This window comes from Marinobacter vulgaris (assembly GCF_003344045.1).
In the GTDB taxonomy this organism is placed as follows: Bacteria; Pseudomonadota; Gammaproteobacteria; order Pseudomonadales; family Oleiphilaceae; genus Marinobacter; species Marinobacter vulgaris.
The window spans coordinates 285,323-303,937 of record NZ_QFWX01000004.1 but is presented as its reverse complement, the minus strand read 5'-3'; the positions used below and the strand labels follow the sequence as shown (position 1 = coordinate 303,937).

Here is an 18,615-nt window from a genome sequence, read left to right as displayed (position 1 = left end):
TATTGCTGAATTGGCCGAAACGGCACTCAGATTGTACTATTGGCTAATCTCCCGTAACCCGTCATAAACGGTAAGATTCGCCCTATGAAATCAGCTTTTATATTTCCCGGACAAGGATCCCAGTCTGTCGGTATGCTGGATACAGCAGTCGATAGCTGGCCGATCGTAGCAAAAACCTTCTCTGAGGCCTCGGACGTACTCGGCTATGACCTGTGGCATCTTTGCCAGCACGGTCCTGCAGAGGATCTGAACCAGACCACTGTCACTCAACCCGCACTTCTGACGGCAAGCATTGCGCTCTGGCGACAATGGTTTGTAGCGGGAGGCCAGGCCCCCGACTATGTCGCTGGCCACAGCCTGGGCGAGTACAGTGCGCTGGTAGCGGCAGAGAGTCTGAATTTCTCCGATGCCATCAAGCTGGTGCAGCTGCGGGGTGAGCTTATGCAGTCGGCCGTTCCGGCCGGTGAAGGCAAGATGGCGGCTATCCTGGGCCTAGAGGACGAGGACGTGATCGCCGCTTGTGCCGAGGCTGCAAACGGCGATGTCGTTGCCGCCGTCAACTTCAATGCTCCGGGGCAGGTGGTAATCGCAGGTTCCGCCGCGGCAGTGGATCGCGCCATAGAGGCGTGCAAGTCCCGTGGTGCGCGAAAAGCCATGCCACTGCCGGTGAGCGTGCCTTCTCATTGTGCCCTGATGAAAGGGGCGTCCGAAGAGCTGGCGACGGCATTGGACAACGTTGATTTTAACGACGCTGTCATCCCGGTGGTACAGAATGTGACCGCGTCCGTCGCCCAGGACAGCGACACCCTCAAGGCAAATCTGGTTAAGCAGCTATACTCCCCTGTGTTGTGGACCGATACGGTCCGGAAACTGGTGGCCAGTGATGTGCGGATCGCTGTAGAGTGCGGCCCCGGCAAGGTGCTTGCTGGCCTGGCAAAGCGGATCGATCGTGACCTGTCGGTCTACGGAATTGACGAGCCGGATGCCCTGAACAAAGCGGCTGAGGCACTGGGACAGAAAGCATAGGAGCGTTACATGTCTCTTGAAGGCAAAACTGCACTGGTAACCGGTGCAACCCGTGGTATTGGTAAAGCTGTCGCCAAGGCGCTGGCTGAGCAGGGCGCAACGGTCGTGGGCACGGCAACAAGTGCTGCGGGTGCGGAGTCTATCTCGGCCGACCTGAAGGCGGTGGGGGCAAAGGGTTTCGGTATCGTAATGAACGTTGCAGACCCAGACAGCATCGATGCCGGGCTCAAGGAAGTGAACGAAAAAGCCGGTGTGCCGGTGATTCTCGTCAACAATGCGGGGATTACCCGTGATAACCTGCTGATGCGCCTGAAGGACGATGACTGGTCATCGGTCATCGAAACCAACCTGTCGAGTGTTTATCGCACCAGCAAGGCTGTGTTGCGTGGCATGGCGAAGGCTCGCTGGGGCCGGGTGATCAACATCAGCTCTGTCGTGGCCGGCATGGGCAATCCGGGGCAGGTCAACTACTGTGCTGCGAAGGCTGGCGTGGAGGGTTTTACCCGCAGCCTGGCGAAAGAAATGTCGAACCGTGGGATTACAGCCAACTGTGTTGCCCCGGGATTTATTGACACGGATATGACCCGAAAACTGGACGATAAGCAACGCGAGGCTATGATGGAAGTCATACCCGCCGGTCGTCTGGGTGAGCCGGAAGAAGTGGCAGCGGTTGTTGCCTTCCTGGCCTCGGAGGCCGCCGGTTACGTGACAGGTGAAACGATTCACGTCAATGGCGGTATGTACATGGGATAGTCCCTGCGGGGATATGTGCGCAAACCCTTGTTGCACAACATGTTTGAATGGGAACCCCTGCTTGTCTGCAGGTATGGTTTAAACTAAACTGGCAGCACTCAAGTTGCTTGGTTGACACAAAAAGTGAGGACATTATGAGTACAGTTGAAGAGCGCGTTAAGAAGATCGTTTGTGAGCAGTTGGGCGTTAAAGAGTCCGAGGTTCAGAACACATCTTCTTTTGTAGAGGACCTGGGCGCTGACTCACTGGACACCGTAGAGCTGGTCATGGCACTCGAGGAAGAGTTCGAGACCGAGATTCCGGACGAAGAAGCGGAAAAGCTGGCTAGTGTCCAGGACGCGATCGACTACATCGTCGCGCACACCTGATACTCAGCACGTTTTTACGCAAGGCAAGAAGCCGTCCATGTGATACTGCATTGGGCGGCTTTTTTATTGGCGTGTATATATTGTAACAGTACCGGCAAAGACTTCAGGTGATGAGGATATGGCTAAACGACGTGTTGTGATAACAGGTATGGGAATGCTGTCGCCGTTGGGCAACGATGTGGATTCGTCCTGGGAAGGCATCCTTGCCGGTCGCAGTGGCATCACGGAAATTGACCGTTTTGATACCACGGGGTACAGCACTCGGATCGGCGGCGGCATAAAAAACCTGGATATTGAACCCTACCTCTCCACCAAAGACGCCAGAAAGCTGGACGCGTTCATTCATTATGGCCTCATTGCAGCCCAGCAGGCGGTTGATGCCAGTGGCCTGGAAGCCTATGGCGATCTTGACAGGGAGAGGGTCGGAGTCGCGATCGGCTCGGGAATCGGCGGTCTTGAATACATCGAGAAGAATGTGATCACCATGGAAAAGTCGGGCCCCAGGAAAGTATCGCCCTTCTTTGTGCCGGCGTCCGTTATTAACATGATCTCTGGAAATGTAGCCATTCGCTTTGGCTACCAGGGCCCCAACATTGCCATCGTGACGGCCTGCACCACGGGCACCCACAATATTGGTTATGCCGCTCGTACCATTGCCTATGGTGACGCGGATGTGATGCTGGCAGGGGGGTCGGAAATGGCGACCACGCGCAGTTCGATTGCCGCTTTTTCGTCGGCCAGGGCGCTATCCACCCGTAACGAAGAACCCGAAAAAGCGAGCCGGCCCTGGGATACTGGCAGGGATGGTTTTGTGCTCAGCGATGGCGCCGGGGTTGTGGTACTTGAGGAGCTTGAGCACGCCAAGCGCAGGGGGGCGACCATCCACGGCGAGGTCATCGGGTTTGGCATGAGTGATGATGCCTTCCACATCACATCTCCGCCGGCAGACGGTGAGGGCGCTGCCCGCTCGATGAAGAATGCGATTCGTGATGCGGGGCTTGATCCCGATGCAATTGACTATATTAATGCCCACGGCACGTCCACTCAGGTGGGTGATGTTGCAGAGGTAGCCGCCGTAAAGTCGGTATTTGCGGACCATGCATACAAGCTGCCCGTCAGCAGCACAAAATCCATGACCGGGCACCTGCTTGGCGCGGCGGGTGCGGTCGAGGCCATATTTTCGGTGCTTGCGATTCGCGATGGTGTCTTGCCCCCGACCATTAACCTGGACGATCCGGCAGAAGGCTGCGACCTCGACTTTGTTCCAGGTAGGTGCCGCAAGGCTGACATTCGGGTTGTCCTGTCTAACTCCTTTGGATTTGGTGGTACCAACGGCACCCTGATTTTCCAGCGGTACGAGGACTGAGAGGAAGCGTGCTCAACGTTATCAGGGCTGACAAAGATGGCATTTCCGCCACTGATCGGGGAATTGCCTATGGTGATGGCCTGTTTGAAACCATCCGCATGCGTGGACGGCAAGCGGTATTGCGCTCGTTCCATCTGGACAGGATGGTGACCGACGCGGCCCGGCTAGGTATACCGTGTGACCGTGATGAGCTGGATGCTGCAATCACCCGGGCCGGGACTGATTATGAAGCTGCTTTTGAGGGCGGCGACTGGGTGCTAAAGCTGGTTCTGACCCGAGGCCGCGGGGGGCGTGGCTACCGCTTGCCGGAGAATTGCCAGCCCTGTCTGATTGTGTCCGTCTCAGCCATGCCGCCACTTCCGGCTGGTACCGGGGTTGTGGCAGGCTTTTCGCAATTTCCCCTGACCGTAAACCCGCAACTGGCCGGTATAAAGTCCCTCAACCGGCTGGAACAGGTTATGGCAAGCCGTGAGTTTACAGGGCAGGAGTTCGAGCTGATCATGCGGGATACAGCGGGAAACCTGGTTGAGGGCACGCGCACAAACCTGTTTTTCCGGCGGGATGAGGAATGGCTTACCCCGCCTGCCGGGAACCTTGCAGTTGCTGGGGTGTTGCGAAAGTATCTGATTGCTTGCCTCCGCGAGAAAGGACACCAAATCCTCGAGCAAACCATTCCGCCTTCCATTCTCTCGTCGGCGGATTTGCCGGTGCTTTATCTGGTTAACAGTGTTGTAGGTGTTGTGCCTGTTCGCAGTTTGGGTGGTGTTGATTTGCCAGTGGGGGGCGGGCTTGAGACAATCTGTGACCCTCTGCAAACTTTGGAATAAAGCGCTTGTTCAAGAAGTTATCAATCAGTCTGTTTTGTCTCGTCGTTCTGGCAGTTGCCGGCAGTAGTCTCTGGGTTTGGCAGGGCCTCGAGAGCCTCGAGCAGCCGGTCGCACTGAGTGAGCCGGTTCTTTTCAGCGTTCCGTCCGGGAGTGGTTACGGGCAGGTTGCCCGCAAGCTTGAGGAGGAAGGTCTTGCCCCGGACAGTGTCTGGCTCAAGATCCATGGCAGGCTCTTTCCCGAACAGACCCGCTTGAAGGCCGGAGAGTACGAATTCACCTCCGGAATGAGCACGCTGGACATGATTTCGATGATGGTGGCCGGCGCTACCAAACACTGGCAGATCCAGTTCATTGAGGGCTGGACTTTCCGCGACATGCGTCGGGCTCTGGCGTCCAGCGATCGCCTCGAGAAAATCACCACGGACTGGACCGGTGAGAAGATCATGAAAGCGATGGGTGCTGAAGGGGAGCACCCTGAAGGGCGGTTCTTTCCGGATACCTATCTTTTCACCAGCAGTGAATCCGACCTGGATCTTTTACGCCGTGCCTTCGAAAAGATGGAAGAGGTGCTTGCCGCTGAATGGGAATCCAGGGCCGAAAAGCTGCCCTATGATTCGCCATATGAAGCGTTGATTATGGCCTCGATTGTTGAGCGGGAAACCGGTGCTGCCCATGAGCGCGAAGAGGTGGCGGGTGTTTTTGTCCGCCGCCTCAACAAGGGAATGAGGCTACAGACAGACCCTACCGTGATTTACGGTATGGGGGAAAAGTACCAGGGCCGAATCACTCGCCGGGATCTACAAACCCGCACTGACTATAACACCTATCGAATCGACGGATTGCCACCCACGCCTATAGCATTGCCGGGGGAAGAAGCCATTCACGCCGCTTTGAATCCAGCGGATGGCGACGCTCTGTATTTTGTCGCACGCGGGGACGGCACCCACAAGTTTTCCCGGACTTTGCAGGAACACCAGAAAGCAGTAAGGGAATTCCAGCTTAATCGCCGCTCCGATTACCGCTCTTCGCCGGCTCCTGTTCCTGCTCCCGGCTCAGACTCCCGGCCGGCCTCCGAGGCCAACGAGCAATGACCAGTCGCGGCCAGTTTATTACCTTTGAGGGTACCGAAGGCGTTGGCAAGTCTACCCAGCTGGCCAATGCGGCGGATACCCTGAAAACGCTGGATGTCGACTACATTGTGACACGGGAGCCGGGCGGCACGCCGATGGCAGAATCCATCCGGGATTTGTTGCTGGCACCCCGGGACGAGCCAGTCAACGACATGACTGAACTGCTACTTATGTTTGCTGCCCGCGCACAGCATCTCCATACCCGGATACTGCCGGAACTGGAAGCGGGACGCTGGGTGTTGTGTGACCGCTTTACCGACGCCACCTTTGCCTACCAGGGCGGAGGGCGCGGCGTGCCCACTGAGCGTATCGCCCAGCTTGAAAGCCTGGTCCAGGGCAGCTTTCGGCCCGACCACATCATTCTGCTGGATGCGCCCGTGGAAACCGGAATGACGCGCGCCCGTCACAGGGGCGAGCTGGACCGGTTCGAGCGGGAAGCTGTGGCCTTCTTCAGGCGCATCCGTCAGACCTATCTTGATCGGGCAACGGCAGACCCGGTGCGATACCACATTGTGGATGCAGGGCAATCTCTTGAGATGGTCAGCCGGGACGTTGTCAACCTGATTGATGGACTGGTACATCGCTCCTGATCGTGCATGTTGCGGGATGTTCTGCTTTAATTGAGTAACATTCTCACTTGATGTCCGGATCACGGGTATGTTGAACGCACGTTTGCTCAAGCTTCCAACGGCTTCTCATCACCATCGGCACGAACACCACCAGATCGTTGTGGGCGTTCGCGGCGAGGCGGACCTCAGCGTGGACGGCACCGGCTCCCACCTTGATACATGGCGTGCATGCCTGGTGCCCACCGAAGCCAGGCATGACTACTGTGGCGACTTGCAGAACCACGTTCTGGTGATCAATCTTGATCCCTACGTGCCGGCCCTCAACAGCCCCGCTCACGGGGAGTATGAAACACTTGCTCCTCTGTTTGAGAAACCCCGAACGCTGGTGCTGGACAGCAGATTACAGGGCCTGGTGCAGTTTGTGGCGGGAGAATTCGATCGCTCGCCGGGTAACGAAGGCATGAAACACCACATGGGCGCCAGCATCCTGCACTGTATGGCAGAGCGCCTGAATGAGGGCCGGGAAGTCCGCCAGAACCGTCACGCCATAAGCCCGGACACCATCCGGCGCTATATCATGGAAAACATTCAGCGCAAGATCACGGTTAACGACCTTGCCGGTGTTGCCTGCCTCAGCGTGAGCCGCTTCCATGAAATGTTCCGGGAAGTGGTCGGCGTCACCCCTCATCAGTTCCTGCTGCAAACCCGGCTTGACCAGGCGATGCAGTTACTGACGATGACCCCCCTTTCGGTATCGGAAGTCAGTTACCGCACCGGATTTTCCTCCCAGAGTGCGCTCACCAATGCCCTCAGAAAACACAAGGGCACCACACCCTCCAGATTGCGAACGGATGGCAACGTTGCCTGATTTGCTAAAAAACCCCCACTTCCGGATGAATTTACAAAAAAATCGTAGGATTTTGTAAGCCAGTGGTCCGTAGTAATACTAACTTAAGAGGGTAGCTGATTACGCCACAACTCTGGGCACAGAAGTGCGCGTTGTCTGGCTCATATAAAACAATAAGTTCGAGGTACCCGGCCAATGACGGGCACTGTCGGCGAGGCGCTCAGATGTTTCATGCAAGCAAGGTTCTCGAGCCTGCGTTCCAGGAACAGCCAAGATCCTTTTTCTGGCAAGCTATTGTTGCCAGTTACGCCGCCGACGAAACACGCTATCTCAATGAATTGATCCCCCTGGCCCTGAGCGATACGTCAGAGCGTCTTGCCGTCACTGAAACCGCAACCCGGCTGATCAAAAAGGTGCGTGATCAGGACGATGCCGTTCACATGGTTGATGCTTTACTGCAGGAATACAGGCTCGATACCGAGGAAGGTATCCTGTTGATGTGCCTCGCGGAGGCACTGGTGCGCATCCCCGACAAATACACCGCTGATGCGCTGATTCAGGACAAGCTGTCGGATGCTGACTGGGCCCGGCATCTGGACCGCAGTGAATCCACACTGGTCAATGCTTCCACCTGGGGGCTGCTGTTGACCGGCCGGGTGGTGAAGATGGACAAGCGAGTGGACGGTTCTCCGTCCGGTATCTGGAGGCGGCTGGTCAAGCGCAGTGGTGAACCTGTCATCCGAAGCGCGATGCACCGGGCCATGTCCATCATGGGGAAGCAGTTTGTATTGGGCCGCGATATTGATGAGGCTCTGAGCAACGCCCGCGAGTATCGGGACAGGGGTTACACTTACTCTTTCGATATGCTCGGCGAAGCCGCAATAACCGAGGCCGACGCTGGCCGCTATCTGAAGGACTATATGGCGGCCATCGAGGCTGTTGCCAGCGATGTCTATCCGGGCAGCAAGGCCGCTCCTTCCATTTCCGTCAAGCTGTCGGCCCTGCATCCGCGATACGAAGCGTCGCAGGAGGCGCGCGTCCTGGAAGAACTGGGTGCGACAGTGACGGATCTGCTGACATTTGCGCGGGAAAAGAAAGTCTCTATTACCATTGATGCTGAGGAAATGGACCGGCTGGAAATTTCCTTGAAGTTGTTCGAAAAGGTGTTCCTCTCACCGGTCGCAAAGGGCTGGGGAGGTTTTGGCCTGGTCATCCAGGCGTATTCGAAGAGGGCACTGCCGGTGCTTTGCTGGCTGACCAAACTTGCAAAAGAGCAGGGGGACCAGATTCCAGTGCGGCTGGTCAAAGGAGCCTATTGGGACTCTGAAATCAAACAGTGTCAGCAGTTGGGCCTTGAAAGTTATCCCGTATTTACCCGCAAGGAGGCTACGGATACCTCTTATCTGGCGTGCCTGCGTTTCCTGTTAAGCAACTATACCGACGGTGCGCTTTTCCCACAGCTTGCCAGCCATAACGCCCATACAGTCGCCACGGTATTGGTCATGGCCCGTAACAAGGGTCGCAAAATCGAGTTTCAGCGGCTGCATGGAATGGGCGATGCACTATATAACAGCATTCTTGGGGAGAATGACCTGCCGGTGCGCATTTATGCCCCGGTCGGTGCCCACAAGGATCTGTTGCCTTACCTGGTCCGCCGCCTTCTGGAAAATGGCGCTAACTCATCCTTTGTGCACAGGCTGGTGGATGCAGCCACGCCGATTGATGCCCTGGTGCAGAACCCGGTACAGGCATTGCAGGGATATGACTCTCTGCCTAATGATCGAATTCCGTTGCCCGTCGATATCTATGGCAACGAGCGGCGCAACTCCCGGGGAATGAATATCCAGGTCGCGGCACATCGGAAACCATTACTGGAAAGTCTCCGGCAATGGGCGGCAACCCGTTGGAAGGCGGCTCCAATCATTGATGGTGAGAAACGTCCTGACTCGGAGCGCCGTGAAATTCATGCACCTTACGACGGCTCACAGAAGGTGGGTGAGGTGTTTTGGGCGAGTGAATCCCAGGCTTCAGACGCACTGGATGTTGCCGACAAAGGCTTTGCCTTATGGCGGGAGCGTCCGGTTGAAGATCGTGCAAGTTGCCTGAATCGCTACGCGGATCTGCTGGAAGCGAATATGGAAGAGCTGATGGCGATCTGCTGTCGAGAGGCGGGGAAAACCCTTCAGGATGGAATTGATGAGGTACGGGAAGCTGTCGATTTCTGCCGCTATTACGCTCTCCAGGGCCGAGCCCGTTTTGCCGACGCAATAGCTCTTCCGGGGCCCACGGGGGAAAGCAACGAGCTCTACATGGAGGGACGCGGAGTGTTCCTGTGTATCAGTCCCTGGAACTTCCCCCTGGCCATTTTTACTGGCCAGATTATGGCGGCGCTGGTGGCGGGTAACGCGGTTATTGCCAAGCCGGCGGAGCAGGCCAGCCTGGTTGCTTATCGTGCCGTTGAGCTGATGCTGGAAGCCGGCTTTCCGTCCGATGTGATTCAATTTTTACCCGGTGATGGCACAACACTCGGCGGCAAGCTGACCCCGGACCCCAGAATTGCCGGCGTGGCCTTCACCGGTTCTACACGGGTAGCGCATATCCTCAATCGCACCCTCGCAAGGCGCGACGGAGCCATAGTGCCATTGATCGCAGAGACCGGCGGACAGAATGCCATGATTGTGGACAGCAGTGCGTTACCGGAGCAGGTGGTCAGAGATGTTATCCAGTCCGCCTTTGCCAGTGCCGGTCAGCGTTGCTCGGCACTGCGCGTGCTCTACATTCAGAAAGAGGTGGCCGAGCGCACGGAACAACTGTTGGCGGGTGCCATGCAGGAACTGTCCGTGGGCAATCCGGAACTTTACTGTACGGATGTGGGACCGGTGATTGACGGGGATGCGCGGGACAGTCTTGAATCCCACCTGTCCGAGTTGGCGGAAAACGCCGAATTTATCTCGCAAACGCCCCTGCGGAATTCGGCGCATTCGGGACACTTCGTCGCCCCGTGCGCCTACGCCATTTCGAGTATCAAAGAGTTAAAAACGGAGCATTTCGGCCCCGTTCTGCACATTGTCCGCTACACTGCAGAGAAGCTGGACGAGGTGATTGATGAAATTAATGCGACGGGGTATGGACTTACCCTGGGTATTCACAGCCGCAGTGAATCAACAGCAGCGTATATAGAGCGGCGGGTGAAAGTGGGCAATACCTATGTCAACCGTAACCAGATTGGTGCCGTTGTTGGTGTTCAGCCATTCGGTGGCCGTGGCCTGTCAGGCACTGGCCCAAAAGCCGGAGGCCCCCATTATCTGCTGCGGTTCGCAACCGAGAGAACCCGCACAGTCAATACGACGGCGGTGGGTGGTAACGCTTCCTTGTTGTCACTTGGGATCGAAAAGGTTTAAGGGGCGCTTTGCTCATCAGGCAGTGCGGAATGAAAACTGAACGACAGGAGGAAGTATTGAGGTTGGGAGGTCGGCGTTAAAGGCATTGGCGCCTTATTGAGTGAGTAGGATAGGGAGTTAAAAAAACAAAGGGTGCGACTACCGGATTCAGCATGGTAAACGCGCTAAACGGTCGGAGCTGGTTCCGTCCTATTTGAACTGGAGGAGTTTCATGGCTATTGGTGTTTGGATAAGTCTATTTCTTTATTTTGCGCTCATGATCGCCATTGGCGTTTATGCGATGCGCAGAGCTACGTCTTCATCCGAGGATTACATGTTGGGTGGGCGAGCGCTCAGTCCGAAAGTAGCGGCCCTCTCGGCCGGCGCTTCGGACATGAGTGGCTGGTTGCTTCTGGGCTTGCCCGGGGCGCTGTTTGCATCGGGCCTGGGTTCGGCCTGGATCGGTATCGGCCTTCTTGTGGGCGCGTTCTTCAACTGGACACTCGTTGCGCCACGCTTGCGTGAACAGACGGTTCACTATGGTAACGCCATTACGATTCCGGCCTTTCTGGCAAACCGGTTTCCAACGCAGGCGCTTTCCCTGCGTACCGTGTCGGCCGTCGTAATCGTCATTTTCTTTGCAGTTTACACGGCGTCCGGTCTGGTTGCAGGCGGCAAACTGTTTGAAAGCGCGTTTGCCGGAATCTTCAATTTTGGTGGCCTGAGCGATTATGCCGTGGGTATCACCATCACCCTCGGTGTGGTTCTGGCCTATACCGTTGTCGGCGGCTTCCTGGCCGTGAGCATGACGGACTTTGTCCAGGGCTGCATCATGATGTTCGCACTGATCATCATGCCGGCGGTTGTGCTCTTTGGCGAAGGGGGCGGCGGTTACGCCCAGGCGTCACAGACATTGAACGAAGTCGATCCCACGCTACTGTCGTGGACGGAGGGACTGACCTTGATAGGCTGGCTGTCTGCGGTTACCTGGGGTCTGGGCTATTTCGGCCAGCCGCACATTATCGTGCGCTTCATGGCGATCCGCACACTGAAAGACGTACCTATTGCCCGTAATATTGGTATGGGCTGGATGACCATCTCCCTGATTGGTGCAGTCTCGCTGGGTGTGTTTGGCCGGGCCTATGCCATTCGTAATGGTATGGATATAGAAGATCCGGAAACGATCTTTATCATTCTGTCGGACCTGCTGTTCCATCCCCTGATCACCGGCTTCCTCTATGCCGCTCTGCTGGCTGCGGTCATGAGCACCATCTCCAGCCAGCTGCTGGTGTCCTCATCGTCACTGACGGAAGACTTCTACCGCCTGTTCCTGCGCAAGGAAGCGGGCGACAAGGAATGTGTATTCGTTGGTCGGATCTGTGTGGTGCTGGTTGGTCTGGTTGCCGCGGTGATCGCTTCGGACCCGAATTCCCAGGTTCTGGCACTGGTCAGTAACGCCTGGGCCGGCTTTGGCTCCGCGTTTGGTCCGCTGATTCTGCTGTCGCTGATGTGGCCGCGTACCAACGGTGCCGGCGCTATCGCGGGCATGGTTGCGGGTGCAGCCACGGTTATCGTCTGGATCTCGCTGGGCTGGAACGGTGAGTTCATGGGTGGTCCTGGCGTGTACGAGATCATTCCCGGCTTCATCGTCGCCTGGATTGCCATCATGGTGGTGAGCCTTGCCACAGAAGATGCCGGCGAGTATCAGCACATTACCCGGTAAAAAAGAGCGTTTACAAAGCTCTGAGTAATGAAAGGGGTCCCTTCGGGGACCCCTTTTGTGTTGGAGGGCATGCCTGATTGAGGGGCTGGGCCCGCCGCGGGGCACCTTTTCTTCTGGTAAAAAGAACTCGCTGCGCTCAGACACCTTTTTCCCGGCAGAAAAGGCACCCCACACCGGCCCCGATCCAACCACAGAGGTTTATCTTTCACGAACAAAAAACGCCAGCCTTCAGGGCTGGCGTTCTCATGGAGCTACCTTTCTACCTTGTAGGCCAGAAGGTCAGCGCTTAAGCAACGTTCGCTTCAGACGCCTTGCTGGTGTACTTCTCCATCTGGTCGAAGTTGAGATACTTGTAGATCTCTTTCGACATGCTGTTCAGGTCCTTGGCATACTCCATGTACTCCTCCGCGGAGGGGAGTTTGCCCAGTACCGCACCCACTGCCGCCAGTTCCGCGGAAGTCAGGTACACATTGGCACCATCGCCAAGGCGGTTGGGGAAGTTACGGGTGGAGGTGGACAGCACCGTGCTCTTGGCGGCAACCCGTGCCTGGTTACCCATGCACAGGGAGCAACCCGGCATCTCGGTGCGTACACCGGCGGTGCCGTAGATGTTGAAGTAACCTTCTTCCATCAGCTGGGCCTGGTCCATCTTGGTGGGAGGTGACATCCACAGACGGGTTTTCAGGGGCTCCTTGTTCTGTGCCAGCAGTTTACCGGCGGCACGGAAGTGGCCGATGTTGGTCATGCAGGAACCGATGAATACCTCGTCTACCTTGTCGCCGGCGACTTCAGACAGGGTGCGGGCATCGTCCGGATCGTTCGGGCAGCACACGATAGGCTCTTTGATCTCGGCGAGATCAATTTCCACCACGTGGGCGTACTCAGCATCCTTATCGGCACGCATCAGCTTGGGATCGGCAATCCACTCTTCCATTTGCTGGGCACGGCGCTCCAGAGTGCGCGGGTCGCCATAGCCTTCGGCAATCATCCACCGCAGCATGGTGATGTTTGAGCGCAGGTACTCGGCTACGGACTCTTCAGACAGGTTGATGGTACAACCTGCTGCAGAGCGCTCAGCGGATGCGTCAGACAGCTCGAACGCCTGTTCAACGGTCAGGTGCTCAAGGCCTTCGATTTCCAGGATACGACCGGAGAATTCGTTGATCTTGCCTTTCTTTTCAACGGTCAGCATGCCTTGCTTGATGCCGTACAGCGGAATGGCGTGTACCAGGTCGCGCAGGGTGATACCCGGCTGCATCTCACCCTTGAAGCGAACCAGAACCGACTCCGGCATGTCCAGCGGCATAACGCCGGTGGCAGCAGCGAAGGCAACCAGACCGGAACCGGCGGGGAAGGAGATGCCCATGGGGAAACGGGTGTGGGAGTCACCACCGGTGCCCACGGTGTCCGGCAGCAGCATGCGGTTCAGCCAGGAGTGGATGATGCCGTCGCCCGGACGTAGGGAAACGCCGCCGCGGGTACGGATAAAGTCCGGCATGGTGTGCTGCATTTCAACGTCAACCGGCTTCGGATAAGCGGCAGTGTGACAGAAGGACTGCATGACCAGATCCGCCTGGAAGCCCAGGCACGCCAGGTCTTTCAGTTCGTCGCGGGTCATCGGGCCAGTGGTGTCCTGGGAGCCGACGGTGGTCATGTGCGGTTCGCAGTAGGTACCGGGGCGAACGCCCTTGCCTTCGTCCAGGCCGCAGGCCTTGCCGACCATCTTCTGGCCCAGGGTGAAGCCCTTGGTGCCTTCTTCGGGGTCGTTGGGCAGGCGGAAGATGTCAGTAGCGCCCATGCCCAGCGCTGTGCGGGCCTTGTTGGTCAGGCCGCGGCCGATGATCAGCGGGATACGGCCACCAGCCTGCACCTCATCCAGGATTACGTCGGATTTGAACCCGAACTCGGAGATGGTCTCGCCGGCTTCGTTGAGAATCTTGCCTTCGTAGGGGCGAATTTCGATGACGTCGCCCATGTTCATGTCGTCGACCGGCGCTTCGAAAACCAGGGCGCCGGCGTCTTCCATGGTGTTGAAGAAGATCGGGGCAACCTTGTTACCGATACAGACACCGCCAGCGCGCTTGTTGGGTACGCCCGGGATATCGTCACCGAAGAACCACAGAACCGAGTTGGTGGCAGACTTCCGTGAAGAACCGGTACCCACAACATCACCCACAAAGGCAACGGGAAGGCCCTTGGACTTGATTTCGTCAATCTGGCTCATGGGGCCGGTGACGCCGGGTTCTTCCGGCTTCAGTCCGTCACGCTCCATTTTATAGGCAGCGCGGGCGTGCAGCGGGATATCCGGGCGGGACCAGGCATCCGGGGCAGGGGACAGGTCGTCGGTGTTGGTTTCGCCGGTCACCTTGAACACCACCATTTTGGTGCTCTCGGGAACCTTCTTCTTGTTGGTGAACCACTCGGCGTTGGCCCAGGATTCAACCACAGCCTTGGCGACAGCGTTGCCCGCGTCCATTTTTTCTTTGACATCGTTGAACGCGTCAAACATCAGCAGAGTGTGCTTGAGCTCTTCGCCAGCCAGCTCGGCCAGTTCGCCGTCATCCAGAAGGTCAACCAGAGTGGCGATGTTGTAGCCACCCTGCATCATGCCCAGAAGCTGGACTGCCTTTTTCTTGTCGATCAGAGGAGATGACGCCTCACCTTTGACAATGGCGGACAGGAAAGCGGCTTTCACATAGGCGGCTTCGTCAACGCCTGGCGGGATGCGGTTTTCCAGAAGGTAAACGAGTGTTTCTTCTTCACCGGCCGGGGGATTTTTCAGGAGATCGACCAGTGCAGCGGTCTGCTCGGCGTTCAGAGGCTTGGGCGGAATACCCAGAGCTTCGCGTTCTGCAACGTGTTCACGGTAGGCTTCTAACACGATATGGACCCTCATCAGTTGGAATGTCCCGCGCCGTCAGTGTCTTTGCCCGGCGGGAGTTTTATGGCGAAAAGGCGTTAAGTTGGCGCTGCATTCTATAGGAAAGCCCTTATAAAGTTAAGTTGGACAGAGGTCGGAGAGACCTGTTAACTGCGCTATACTCCCCGGTCGCAAATCACCACTGTAATGACGCCATGAAAGACGCCCTGCAAGAGATTCACGACTTCCTGCCGTGCCGGACTCCACAACGATGGATCGACAACGCCCTGGCCAGCCAGGACCTGATGCTGATCGATCACGCCCACTGCGAAAAAAAGGCAGCCTCCACGGCATTGAGCCTGATGTATCGTTACGTGGATAACACCGACCTGCTGAACAAGATGTCCCGGCTGGCCCGTGAGGAGCTGCGCCATTTCGAACAGGTGCTGGCGATTATGAAGGAGCGCGGCGTGCGCTACGATCACCTCACCCCGGCCCGTTATGCTGCTGGCCTTCGCAAAGAGGTGAGGGCAGAAGATCCGGGGCGGCTGGTGGATGTGCTGATTGTCGGAGCCATTATTGAGGCACGCTCCTGTGAACGCTTTGCCGCTCTCGCGCCGCACCTTGATCAAAAGCTGGCCGATTTCTATAACGGGCTCCTGAAATCCGAAGCCCGCCATTACCGGGACTATCTGCACCTGGCCGAGCAGGCCGCCGGGGGCCCCGTTGATGACCGCATTGCAACTTTCCTGGCCGTCGAAAAGCCGCTGATTGAGTTGCCGGATACGGAGTTCCGGTTTCACAGTGGCCCCGTCTGATTATCACCAATCCGGCATCGGCGGCTCCCGAAGCTGTTTGCACAAGTCTATCCAGCGATCAATGCCGGCACTCCGGTATTTCTGCTTGTGAAGGATGAAGTAGAATGTGCGATCAAATTGGCGTTCCGCAGGAGCTTCAAGCGGCACCAGGCTGCCCCGCCGGAACGCATCCGCAAGGCACACCCTGGACAGGCAGCCAATACCGAGGTTGGCTTCCACGGCGCGTTTGATGGCTTCCGTGTGCTCCAGTTCCAGCAATATGTCGAGGTCTGGAAGCAGGCCATGCATTCCCCTCTCAAAGGTCTGCCTTGTGCCGGAGCCCTGCTCTCGCATCACCCAGGTCGCAGAGCGAAGGTCTGTATCTGACAGTGGGCCCTTGTTGGCAAACGGGTGCTCGGGGGAACAGAAGATCACCAGCTCATCGCTTCGCCAGGGGATGACCTCCAGTTCGGAGGACTGTAGTTCGCCCTCTATCAGTCCGATGTCCAGTTCAAAGTCACTGACCCGCTTGGCAATGGTGCGTGTATTGGCCACTTCAAGGGAGACTTTCGGGTGCGTAGGGGTATTCATGTATTGGGCCATGACGCCGACGGCCAGATAGTTACCTATAGTGAGGGTGGCACCGACTTTGAGGGCACCAACTTCCGTATGTTTACTGAAAGCCTGTTCCAGTTCGCCGGCGCGGGCAAGCAGGGCCTCTACCTTCGGTCGATAGAGCCGGCCCAGTTCGTTAAGCTGTAACCGCTTGCCGACGCGATCGAAGAGCTGGATGTTGAACTGGCTCTCCAGTTCCTTCAGGGCACTGCTGGCGGCTGACTGGGACATGGCGAGAGAGTCCGCGGCGCGGGTAATGTTCTGGAAGTGTGCTGCGGCCAGGAATACTTCAAGCTGACGGAAACTGAACTTCATAATCGATAAACCCGAATAAGGTTATGAAAATATCCCATTTTGTCGATAGGTTACCTGTGGGTTATTATTCACACAATGTTTTTCATTCATCCGCTAACGGCTAAAAACGGGCGATACCATGAGCAACCTTAACAAAGAGCGTGTAACAAGTGTTCGTCACTGGAACGACACCCTCTTCAGCTTCACAACCACCCGTGACCCCGGATTCCGGTTCAAGAATGGCCATTTCACCATGATTGGTCTGGAAACCGATGGCAAGCCGCTGATGCGCGCCTACAGCATCGCCAGTGCCAATTATGAAGAGGAGCTGGAGTTCTTCTCGATCAAGGTGCAGGACGGCCCGTTGACGTCGCGTCTGCAGAAAATCCAGGTTGGCGATGAAATCATGGTGAGCCGCAAGCCGACGGGCACCCTGATCATGGATAACCTGCTGCCGGGCAAAAATCTCTGGCTGATCAGCACCGGAACCGGCCTGGCTCCGTTCATCAGTATCATCAAGGACCCGGAAGTGTATGAAGCCTTCGACAAGGTCATTGTCACTCACGGGGTTCGCTACAAGTCCGAGCTGGCTTATCAGGATGAGATTGAAGAACTGCCCAACAACGAATTCTTCGGTGACATGGTGGAGGGCAAGCTGCTCTATTATCCCACGGTCACCCGTGAGGAATTCCGTAATACCGGCCGCCTAACGGACGCCATGGAAAATGGCAAACTCACCGAAGACCTGGGGCTGCCCGAGTTCGATCTTGAGAATGATCGCTTCATGGTCTGTGGTAGCCCGAGCATGCTGAAAGACACATGCGCCATTCTCAACAATATGGGCTTCAAAGAAGCACGCCATGGTAACCTTGGTCATTATGTGATCGAGAGGGCGTTTGTGGAGCAATGAGGTAACGGCTCCACCCGCACCAACCAGAGGTGGAACGTTTGAAAAAAGCCATGGTGATTCTGGGTGTGGCGCTCCTCGTTGCCGCACTCGCCAGTTCCGGCTATCAGCCTGTGCCTATTGAGCAGAAGCTCATCTCGATTCAGGCCCGGGAGGCGTTGCCAGGCTTTGACGGCATCGAAGACGAACCCGTTGAGGTACAGGCAGCCATTCTGGACCTCGGCAACGATCCCCTGACACTTCTGAAGGCCGAGGCCGCTCTGCTGGCCTATCCTTTGATGGCGCGCGCAGTCCTGCCGCTATACGCCGCTGAACCAGAATTTCAGGAGGTGCTGCGCACGTTCGGTGAGAACGCTTTACCACCCATTCACTACTTCATCCATAATCCCGTCAGCTCTATTGAATGGATGAATCAGGCAGCGCGGCAATACCAGCGTGCCAGGAATTACATTGCTGAGTGGCGCGGGGAAGAGACTGCCCGTCTGGACGATGCCGAGCCGCTCTCTCCCGAAGAGCGCGGCTGGTACGCTATAAACTTCATCCGTAACGAGGGATATGACTTTCTGGGCCAGTTTGTGGTGGACGCAAGCGGGCGGACCCAGTGGGTCCAGACCGAGAGGGTTACCGAGGGCATTGCCCAGTTTTTCACCAGTGGTGTAAGGCAACTGGAGGCGGATTTCCGCACCGGTGAGGATATCTCTGCCAGCGATATTGGCTGGGCTTCGGTGGATGTGCTGGTGTTTGCCAGCGCGGTCAAGGTGGTCCGTGCCGGGAGCACAGCCGCAAAGGCTACCCGGGGGGCCAGGTTTTCAACCCGCTCTGCGGCGCTGGCTGCCCGAATTACCGGTGGTGGGCGCCTGGTCCTGAGCAGTGCCCGGTATGCAAAATGGCCCGTTATTCTGGGGGCAGGGTACCTGGTGGTTACTCATCCCAGCCTGATCAATGATTTTTTTGCCGGTGTGGCGGATGTGCTGGGTGTTTCTCCGGTGCTGATGCAGTTGGCCGGCTGGCTGTTGATTCTTGTTCCGGTCCTGTACATCCTCAGCTGGCTGTTATGGCCCGCAATTGCTGTGCTGCAGGGATTGCTTGCGGCGCTGTACCGATTTTCCGGGCGCAGGCCCGGCTATTGGGACCTCTATTAGGCTCTCTGGGG

At 57.0% G+C, this 18,615-nt stretch carries 15 protein-coding genes; 13 read left to right on the top strand and 2 right to left on the bottom strand.

Annotation, left to right across the window (positions count from 1 at the left end; translation table 11 throughout):
• Positions 1–84: 84 nt before the first annotated feature.
• The 10 genes from fabD (at position 85) to putP (ending at position 11,989) form a co-directional block, all read left to right on the top strand.
• Positions 85–1,026: an ACP S-malonyltransferase gene (gene fabD / locus DIT71_RS10485; protein ID WP_114613158.1), complete on the top strand. Its 942-nt coding sequence runs from the start codon at positions 85–87 to the stop codon at positions 1,024–1,026.
• Positions 1,027–1,035: 9 nt separating this feature from the next.
• The gene (fabG, locus tag DIT71_RS10480) at positions 1,036–1,779 is read left to right on the top strand and encodes a 3-oxoacyl-ACP reductase FabG (RefSeq protein WP_114613157.1); all 744 of its coding nucleotides are present in this window, start codon (positions 1,036–1,038) and stop codon (positions 1,777–1,779) included.
• 134 nt (positions 1,780–1,913) lie between these two features.
• Positions 1,914–2,147, top strand: coding sequence for an acyl carrier protein (gene acpP, locus DIT71_RS10475; RefSeq protein ID WP_007154069.1), 234 nt, complete (start codon positions 1,914–1,916; stop codon positions 2,145–2,147).
• A gap of 118 nt (positions 2,148–2,265) precedes the next feature.
• Positions 2,266–3,513, top strand: coding sequence for a beta-ketoacyl-ACP synthase II (gene fabF, locus DIT71_RS10470; protein ID WP_114613156.1), 1,248 nt, complete (start codon positions 2,266–2,268; stop codon positions 3,511–3,513).
• Between the two features lie 8 nt (positions 3,514–3,521).
• Positions 3,522–4,340 carry an aminodeoxychorismate lyase gene (gene pabC / locus DIT71_RS10465; RefSeq protein WP_114613155.1) on the top strand — a complete coding sequence of 273 codons (819 nt, stop codon included), beginning with the start codon at positions 3,522–3,524 and terminating at the stop codon, positions 4,338–4,340.
• Between the two features lie 5 nt (positions 4,341–4,345).
• Complete coding sequence (mltG, locus tag DIT71_RS10460; RefSeq protein ID WP_114613154.1) at positions 4,346–5,431, top strand: endolytic transglycosylase MltG; 1,086 nt, start codon at positions 4,346–4,348, stop codon at positions 5,429–5,431.
• Positions 5,428–6,060 (top strand): dTMP kinase, encoded by a 633-nt coding sequence (gene tmk, locus DIT71_RS10455; RefSeq protein ID WP_114613153.1) that lies wholly within the window; start codon positions 5,428–5,430, stop codon positions 6,058–6,060. The genes mltG and tmk overlap by 4 nt, the downstream gene beginning before the upstream one ends.
• 67 nt (positions 6,061–6,127) lie before the next feature.
• A complete protein-coding gene (locus tag DIT71_RS10450; RefSeq protein WP_114613152.1) occupies positions 6,128–6,907 on the top strand; it encodes an AraC family transcriptional regulator in 780 nt (259 codons plus the stop codon).
• Between the two features lie 203 nt (positions 6,908–7,110).
• Complete coding sequence (putA, locus tag DIT71_RS10445; RefSeq protein WP_114613151.1) at positions 7,111–10,287, top strand: bifunctional proline dehydrogenase/L-glutamate gamma-semialdehyde dehydrogenase PutA; 3,177 nt, start codon at positions 7,111–7,113, stop codon at positions 10,285–10,287.
• Between the two features lie 211 nt (positions 10,288–10,498).
• Positions 10,499–11,989, top strand: coding sequence for a sodium/proline symporter PutP (putP, locus tag DIT71_RS10440; protein ID WP_114613150.1), 1,491 nt, complete (start codon positions 10,499–10,501; stop codon positions 11,987–11,989).
• A 286-nt stretch (positions 11,990–12,275) separates the two neighbouring features.
• On the opposite strand, the gene DIT71_RS10435 is transcribed toward putP, so the two are convergent.
• Complete coding sequence (locus DIT71_RS10435) at positions 12,276–14,870, bottom strand: bifunctional aconitate hydratase 2/2-methylisocitrate dehydratase (protein WP_114613329.1); 2,595 nt, start codon at positions 14,868–14,870, stop codon at positions 12,276–12,278.
• Positions 14,871–15,064: 194 nt separating this feature from the next.
• On the opposite strand from DIT71_RS10435, the gene miaE reads away from it, so the two are divergent.
• Positions 15,065–15,667 (top strand): tRNA-(ms[2]io[6]A)-hydroxylase, encoded by a 603-nt coding sequence (gene miaE / locus DIT71_RS10430; protein WP_114613149.1) that lies wholly within the window; start codon positions 15,065–15,067, stop codon positions 15,665–15,667.
• Positions 15,668–15,670: 3 nt separating this feature from the next.
• On the opposite strand, the gene DIT71_RS10425 is transcribed toward miaE, so the two are convergent.
• Entirely contained in the window at positions 15,671–16,576 is a 906-nt protein-coding gene (locus tag DIT71_RS10425; RefSeq protein WP_114613148.1) for a LysR family transcriptional regulator, read from the bottom strand.
• 118 nt (positions 16,577–16,694) lie between these two features.
• Here DIT71_RS10425 and DIT71_RS10420 point away from each other — a divergent pair, with 118 nt between their 5' ends.
• Together DIT71_RS10420 and DIT71_RS10415 are read left to right on the top strand one after the other, a co-directional pair.
• Positions 16,695–17,465 (top strand): ferredoxin--NADP reductase, encoded by a 771-nt coding sequence (locus DIT71_RS10420; RefSeq protein WP_114613147.1) that lies wholly within the window; start codon positions 16,695–16,697, stop codon positions 17,463–17,465.
• A gap of 38 nt (positions 17,466–17,503) precedes the next feature.
• On the top strand, positions 17,504–18,604 hold the full coding sequence (locus DIT71_RS10415) for a hypothetical protein (RefSeq protein WP_227538058.1): 1,101 nt from the start codon (positions 17,504–17,506) through the stop codon (positions 18,602–18,604).
• Positions 18,605–18,615 lie beyond the last annotated feature (11 nt).

Bases quoted from the DNA above. Each gene is read 5' to 3' on its own strand.
- fabD (WP_114613158.1), top strand. From the start codon at position 85: ATGAAATCAGCTTTTATATTTCCCGGACAAGGATCCCAGTCTGTCGGT.
- fabG (WP_114613157.1), top strand. From the start codon at position 1,036: ATGTCTCTTGAAGGCAAAACTGCACTGGTAACCGGTGCAACCCGTGGT.
- acpP (WP_007154069.1), top strand. From the start codon at position 1,914: ATGAGTACAGTTGAAGAGCGCGTTAAGAAGATCGTTTGTGAGCAGTTG.
- fabF (WP_114613156.1), top strand. From the start codon at position 2,266: ATGGCTAAACGACGTGTTGTGATAACAGGTATGGGAATGCTGTCGCCG.
- tmk (WP_114613153.1), top strand. From the start codon at position 5,428: ATGACCAGTCGCGGCCAGTTTATTACCTTTGAGGGTACCGAAGGCGTT.
- DIT71_RS10450 (WP_114613152.1), top strand. From the start codon at position 6,128: ATGTTGAACGCACGTTTGCTCAAGCTTCCAACGGCTTCTCATCACCAT.
- putA (WP_114613151.1), top strand. From the start codon at position 7,111: ATGTTTCATGCAAGCAAGGTTCTCGAGCCTGCGTTCCAGGAACAGCCA.
- putP (WP_114613150.1), top strand. From the start codon at position 10,499: ATGGCTATTGGTGTTTGGATAAGTCTATTTCTTTATTTTGCGCTCATG.
- miaE (WP_114613149.1), top strand. From the start codon at position 15,065: ATGAAAGACGCCCTGCAAGAGATTCACGACTTCCTGCCGTGCCGGACT.
- DIT71_RS10425 (WP_114613148.1), bottom strand. From the start codon at position 16,576: ATGAAGTTCAGTTTCCGTCAGCTTGAAGTATTCCTGGCCGCAGCACAC.
- DIT71_RS10420 (WP_114613147.1), top strand. From the start codon at position 16,695: ATGAGCAACCTTAACAAAGAGCGTGTAACAAGTGTTCGTCACTGGAAC.